The 6,208-nt window shown below is 72.3% G+C and carries 6 protein-coding genes; 4 read left to right on the plus strand and 2 right to left on the minus strand.

What is annotated here, in order from left to right; translation table 11 throughout:
• Positions 1–147: 147 nt before the first annotated feature.
• Complete coding sequence (locus tag VK640_05905) at positions 148–1,446, minus strand: M50 family metallopeptidase (GenBank protein ID HTE72718.1); 1,299 nt, start codon at positions 1,444–1,446, stop codon at positions 148–150.
• Between the two features lie 90 nt (positions 1,447–1,536).
• On the opposite strand from VK640_05905, the gene VK640_05910 reads away from it, so the two are divergent.
• The 4 genes from VK640_05910 to VK640_05925 all read left to right on the plus strand — a co-directional run bounded on the left by VK640_05910 (position 1,537) and on the right by VK640_05925 (position 5,793).
• Positions 1,537–2,439: a WYL domain-containing protein gene (locus VK640_05910; protein ID HTE72719.1), complete on the plus strand. Its 903-nt coding sequence runs from the start codon at positions 1,537–1,539 to the stop codon at positions 2,437–2,439.
• Positions 2,436–3,428 (plus strand): WYL domain-containing protein, encoded by a 993-nt coding sequence (locus tag VK640_05915; protein ID HTE72720.1) that lies wholly within the window; start codon positions 2,436–2,438, stop codon positions 3,426–3,428. The genes VK640_05910 and VK640_05915 overlap by 4 nt, the downstream gene beginning before the upstream one ends.
• A 117-nt stretch (positions 3,429–3,545) precedes the next feature.
• Positions 3,546–5,096 (plus strand): YjjI family glycine radical enzyme, encoded by a 1,551-nt coding sequence (locus VK640_05920; protein ID HTE72721.1) that lies wholly within the window; start codon positions 3,546–3,548, stop codon positions 5,094–5,096.
• Positions 5,068–5,793, plus strand: coding sequence for a radical SAM protein (locus VK640_05925; GenBank protein ID HTE72722.1), 726 nt, complete (start codon positions 5,068–5,070; stop codon positions 5,791–5,793). The genes VK640_05920 and VK640_05925 overlap by 29 nt, the downstream gene beginning before the upstream one ends.
• An 11-nt stretch (positions 5,794–5,804) precedes the next feature.
• Here VK640_05925 and VK640_05930 read toward each other — a convergent pair whose 3' ends face one another.
• Entirely contained in the window at positions 5,805–6,053 is a 249-nt protein-coding gene (locus VK640_05930; GenBank protein ID HTE72723.1) for a hypothetical protein, read from the minus strand.
• Positions 6,054–6,208: the final 155 nt, after the last annotated feature.

Below are 6,208 nucleotides of genomic sequence, written 5' to 3' on the forward strand. Positions count from 1 at the left end.
CCGCCACCGCAACTTTCGCAGGCGACCTCACCCGAGCCGCGGTGCGTCCCTTCCGGATCGGCGCGAGTAGGAGCCCTACGGCAGGCGTTGCAGCCACACGGATCCGGAAGGGACGCACCGCCGAGCCCGCGTGCGGCACCTGGCCGGTCAGGGGCCGGGCGGCGGGGTGTCGGCCTGCGCGAGCGCCCGCTTTCGGATGACGCCGCGGGCCTCGTCGAAGCCCGGCATCGGACGCAGCGGGGCCATCTCGGGGTCGCTGTCAACGGTCGTCAGGTCGGCGAAGCCGAGCTCTGCCGCTCGCTGGAAGGCGGCCAGGCCCCGCTCGAGCTCACCGACGGCCGCCCAGCCGCACGCCGTGTTGTAGGCGATGTGCGCCGGGTGCCCCGGGCCGTCGAACTCCGGCCGGCCGGTCCGGTCGAGGTAGGCCTGCCCGATCTCGGCGCTCGGGCGGTCCCCGCCTTCGGCGTGCGCGGCGTTCTGGACGGCCACGACTGCGGCCGAGCCCAGCGCCGGCGCGGAACGCACGGTCTCCGCGACCGACGACCAGTCCCGGCGGGCCCGGTCTGCCAGCAGCAGCAGGGTCGAGCCGATCGGGTCGGAGGGGTGCTGGGCCGCCGACCGCAACCGCGCCATCGCCGCCCCATCCTCGTCACCCGGTCCGACCACGGCCAGGACGTCCAGCATCCGCTGCTCGAGCTCACCCGAGCGCTCGCCGGCCAGGTGGCGTGCGTCGTCGACCCGCCCGGCCCACAGCAGCCGGGAGACCTGCTGGCTGACGTCGAGCTGCTTGACCTCGCGGGCCTGCCGGATCGTCATCACGTTGGCCGCGATGAGGAAGAGCGCCATCAAGGCCCCGAAGACGTAGCCAAGGCGTACCGCCACCACCGCGATGACAACGGCGGTGACGACCGACACCACCGCGGCCCGCACCTCACGCTGCGCAGGGCTGCCCGGCAGCAGCTCGCGCATCGTCTGCCCACCGTCCAGCGGCAGGATCGGCAGCAGGTTGAGCACGCTCCAGGCCAAGGTGATGAAGATGCCGAGCGACAGGACGGAGGACCACAGGTCGGAGCGCACGTCGACGGCCACGTCGACCGCGACCAGCGCGAGGCCGATGACGATGCCGACGGCAGGACCGGCGACCGAGATGGCGACCGAGCGGGCCCTTGACACCGGCACGGGCGGGACGTACGACGTCAGACCGCCGAGGCCGGCCAGCGTGATCACTGGCGAGGCGCCGGTGCTGCGCGCGACGACCGCATGGCCCAGCTCGTGCACCAGCACCGAGACCGTGGCGAGGACGACCCAGATGACCACGTCGCGGACGTCGACGCCGGGGTACCACCCGAGGATCCCGATGACGATGAGGAACGAGATGTCCACGGTCACCGGGAAGCCGAGCACGTGGAACCGCGCGATCGGGCGCCCGCCCTCGACCAGGGGCATCGTCACGACACGAACCTATGTCGTCCGGCGCCACCAAGCCGCCGTGAGAGGTTGGGACACGCAGGCCCACACGTTCGAGGGGAGACGCCGATGCCCGCGCCCGGCCGTGATCAGTCGGCGCCGATGGAGCGCCTGGTCCGGTTGATCGGCGCGCTGACCCAGCATCCCCAGGGCGCACCGCTGCCGGTCATGCTCACAGCCCTCGGGTCGGCCGACGCGGCGCCCGAGGCCCGTCGCCGGATGCTCAGCCGCGACATCGACCAGCTCAACCTCCTCGGCTACGACGTGCGCAACGTCGCGGAAGCCGGCGCCGACGGGGTCTACGTCATGCGGGCCCGTGACAACCGGCTGCAGGTCCTGCTTACCCCCGAGCAGCGGGGGGAGCTGCTCCGCGCCGCGCTCGCCGCCGGCCTCGACGACCTGGGCGGCCATCTCGGCGCCACCGACCTGCCGACTGCGCCGAGCGCCGCGAACCCGTCGCCGCCGACCCTCGACCTCGTCCAGCGCGGCACCACCCGGCACTGCCTCGTCCGCTTCACCTACAAGGGCGAGCCGCGCGTCGTGCACCCCGGCCAGGTGCACAGCGGCCCGTCCGGCTGGTACCTCCGCGCCCGCGAGGAGGGCAGCGGGATCGTCAAGGAGTACGTCGTCTCGCGGATGAGCGACGTCGCCCTCGGCGACCCCGGCTCGGCCGACGTGCTGGACGAGGTGAGCCGGCCGACCCTCGACCCGCTCAGCTGGGGCGAGGACCCGCCGACCGAGGTGGTGCTCGCGGTCGAGCCGGACCAGCTGGTGCTGGTGGAGAACCTGCTCGGACCACCGACCCGCACGGAAGACGGCGCAGGCGAGTCCCTGACGACGTACGTCGTCACGAACCGTGCTGTCTTCCGCTGGCGGCTCTACGAGCTGAGCACACGGGTGCGCGTCGTGGCCCCCGACGACGTACGCGACGAGATGCTGGCCGAGCTGCGCGCGATGGTGGGGACGCGATGAGCCAGCTGGCCGGCTACGCGAAGCGGCTGGCGGCCCTGCCGCGAGCGCTCGGCATCCTCGAGCTGCATCCCGACGGGCTGCCGGTCGCCGACCTCGCGGCGGACCTCGGGGTCGACCCGGACGACCTGCGCGAGGTGGTGCTCGCCTACTACCGGGCCGACCTGGTGGAGCTCGGCAGCTTCGGACAGCCGGTCGTCGAGTTCTACGCACCCGGCGCCGAGGACGACGAGGTCGACCCGCGCACGGCGCAGTGGGTGCGCGTGGTGTCGCCCGACCCGGAGCAGGAGCTCGGTGTCGACCACCTCGGCGCCGAGCAGCTGGGGCGGCTCTTCGCCGCGGGCAACGACCTGCTCGCGCTCGAGCCTGACAACGACGTGCTGCGGTCGGCGCTGGACGCCTTCCGCGACGCGCTGCTCCCTGCCGACGGCGACTCGGCGCCCGAGTGGCGCGCGGCCACGGCTCAGTCGCTCTACCGGGCCGCGCAGCAACACCGGCGGGTGCGCATCACCTATGCGCGGCAGTGGCGACCGGGCGCCGGCGAGCGGGTCATCGAGCCCTACCGGGTCGTGCGGACCCGGCGCGGCTGGGAGGTGGACGCCGGCCCGGCCGACGACGTGGCGCGGGTCCGGACCTACCTCGTCTCGGGGATCTCCTCGTGCGACCTGCTGGAGCAGACGTTCGAGCCACCGGCCGACCTCGACGACCTGCTGGTCGTGCAGCGCGCTCCGGTGAGCGTCGAGCTGGTCGTGCCGCAGGACCGCCGGTGGGCCGTCGACCGCTACGCCGAGGCGGTCGTGGTGGTCGACGACGACGAGGAGTCGGTCAAGCTGCGCGCGGACCTGCTGCCGCCCGTGGGGCAGCGGCTCGGCCTGCTCCTGCTGTGCTGCGGGCCGGACGCGTTCGTGATGGAGCCAGCAGCGCTCATGGCGGCCGGCGAGTCGATGGCGCGGCTGCTGCTCGAGCACCACCAGGGCAGCCGCCCGACCTGACCGACTGTCGGGGAATCCGCACGATGACTGTGCTGATTCCCCGACAGTCCACTGCGGTGCCGGACTCGGGACCTTGGGCCCTGCCCGGACGCGCCGCGGCTGCCTACCGTCACGGCCATGAGGCTCGAGGAGCTGCAGCACGCCGTCCGCGGGGCGGTCGAGGACCCCGCGTTGACCTATCGGCAGCGCGTGCAGCTCCTCGCCTCGCTCGCCGAGAACGTCATGGACCCGCCGCCGCTCAGCCCGGCCGCCCAGCACGCGCTGGACAAACGCGTCATCTGCGACATGTACGAGGGCAACGCCCCCTACCGGCCGCGGTACGTGCTGCCTGACTACGGCAAGGCGCTGCGCCAGGGGTCGACGTTCCTCGAGCTGCCGCCGCCGGCCGGCCTGGACGAGGCGATCGCCTTCCTGCTGGCGATGTACGCCAATGTTCCCTCGATCACCGGCTACCCGGTGTACCTGGGGAACTTCGACGAGCTCCTCGCGCCGTACGTCGGCGAGCTCGACGACGACACGGTCTACCGCGTGCTGCGCAGCCTGTGGGTGGTGCTCGACCGCATCATGCCCGATGCCTTCACCCACACCAACATCGGTCCGGAGGACTCCCGCTTGACGCGCGCCGTGCTGCGGGTGGCGGCCGAGCTCCAGCAGGTCGTCCCCAACCTCACCCTGCGGGTCGACCCGGAGCGCACGCCTGACGACCTGGTCCTCGAGGCGGTCCGCACGGTGTTCGCCTGCGGCGGCCCACACTTCGTCAACCACCCGATGATGACCAGCGACCTCGGCGACCGCTACGGCGTCGTCAGCTGCTACAACTCGCTGCTCGTCGGCGGCGGCGCCCACACCCTGGTGCGGCTCAACCTCAAGGAGGTCGTGCTGCGCACCGACGGCGGAGCGGCGGCGTTCCTCGACGAGACGCTGCCCGAGTACGTCGCACTCGCCGGTGAGCTGGCGGCTGCGCGGATCCGTCACCTGGTCGAGCAGGCCAGGTTCTACGAGCACTCCTGGCTGGTCGACGAAGGCCTCGTCGACCCCACGCGATTCACCGCAATGTTCGGAGTGGTCGGCCTGGCGGAGGCAGTTGACATGCTGCAGGAGCGCGAGGGTCGCACGGGGACGTACGGCCATGACGACGAGGCCAACGCGCTGGCACAGAGGGCGGTCGAGCGCGTCGCCCGTCTGGTGGCCGAGCACGAGCTGCCGCACTGCGAGGCGACCGGCGGGCGGGCCCTGCTGCACAGTCAGGCCGGTCTCGACTCGGACGACGGGTTCACCGCCGGCACCCGCATCCCGGTCGGCACCGAGCCGCCGCTCCTCCAGCACCTGCTGACCGTGGCGCCCCTGCACCGGTGGTTCCCGTCCGGGGTCAGTGACGTGCTCGCGTTCGACGAGACCGCGGTGCGCAACCCGCAGGCCTGCGTCGACGTCATCCGTGGTGCGTTCGCCGAGGGGATGCGAGACGTGACGTTCAACCTCGACAGCAACGACTTCGTGCGCATCACCGGCTACCTGGTGCGCAAGTCCGACCTGGCCAAGCTGTCCGAAGAGGGCGCCCGGCACAGCAGCACCTTCCTCGGCGCGGGGTCGATGCAGCGGTCCCACCTCGGCGACCGGGTGGCGAAGCGGGTGATCAGCGGTGAGTCCGGGGCTGGGCCTGGTCGCTGACGTCGTCCCCTTCAGCTGGGTCGACGGACCGGGCAACCGCTACGTGCTGTTCCTGCAGGGCTGCAACTTCGCCTGCTCGGCCTGCCACAATCCGCACACGATCCCGCTCGCGACCTCGCGCGCCAGGATGGTGACGGTCGAGCAGGTCATGGACGAGATCCGCCGCACGCACCGGTTCCTGTCCGGCGTCACCGTCTCGGGCGGTGAGGCGACGCTGCAGCCGAGATTTGTGTTCGACCTCTTCGCCGCGATGAAGACCGAACCTGAGCTCGCGCACCTCACCTCGTTCGTCGACACCAACGGCTCGGCGCCGCGCGACGTGTGGGACCGACTGTTGCCGGTCACCGACGCCGCGATGGTCGACCTCAAGGCCTTCGACCCCGAGGTGCACCTCCGGCTGACCGGCACAACGAACACCAACGTCGTGTCGTCGATCCGGCACCTGGCCGGCCGCGGCAAGCTCTACGAGGTGCGGCTGCTCCTGGTGCCCGGCACGAACGACTCCGCCGAGCAGCTGCGAGACACCGCCGACTGGCTGCTGTCCGTCGATCCCCTGGTGCGGGTCAAGGTCATCGCCTTCCGTCGGCACGGTGTGCGGGCCTCTGCCCGGGCCTGGCCGGAGGCCACGCGGAAGCAGCGGGACGACTGGTGCGGCGTGCTCCGGGAGGCCGGCGTGCAGGACCTCGTCCTGGTCTGACCGGGGCACGGTCAGGCCGAGTGCCGGCCCGTGGTCCAGGCGTGCTCGCAGCTGCGGCAGCGCGAGGTGGGGCGGGCGCCGTCGGTCGGCGCGGCCGGGTCGCCGAGCTCGAGCACCCCGCGGGTCACCAGCGCCTGTGTTGTCGGGTTGCTGACGCCGTACAGGATCGGGATCACCGACCCGGACCCGCACCGCGGGCACACCTGGCGCCACGCCAGCGCCGCCGTCGACTCACGCCCGCCGTCCTCGCCGCTCGCCATGACCCCGAGCATGACCGCTCCGGCCGACCCGCCACGTGCGTGGTCCACAAGCACACCCCCGCTGCCGTACGTCGTCCCCGCTGTCCTACTCGACGAACTCGACCGGGTTGCCCCAGGCGTCCGTGATCTGGGGCAGCGGCGCGAGCACGTTGAGC

It is taken from the genome of Actinomycetes bacterium (genome assembly GCA_035489715.1).
Taxonomy (GTDB): domain Bacteria; phylum Actinomycetota; class Actinomycetes; order JACCUZ01; family JACCUZ01; genus DATHAP01.

Bases quoted from the DNA above. Each gene is read 5' to 3' on its own strand.
- VK640_05905 (HTE72718.1), bottom strand. From the start codon at position 1,446: ATGCCCCTGGTCGAGGGCGGGCGCCCGATCGCGCGGTTCCACGTGCTC.
- VK640_05910 (HTE72719.1), top strand. From the start codon at position 1,537: ATGCCCGCGCCCGGCCGTGATCAGTCGGCGCCGATGGAGCGCCTGGTC.
- VK640_05915 (HTE72720.1), top strand. From the start codon at position 2,436: ATGAGCCAGCTGGCCGGCTACGCGAAGCGGCTGGCGGCCCTGCCGCGA.
- VK640_05920 (HTE72721.1), top strand. From the start codon at position 3,546: ATGAGGCTCGAGGAGCTGCAGCACGCCGTCCGCGGGGCGGTCGAGGAC.
- VK640_05930 (HTE72723.1), bottom strand. From the start codon at position 6,053: ATGGCGAGCGGCGAGGACGGCGGGCGTGAGTCGACGGCGGCGCTGGCG.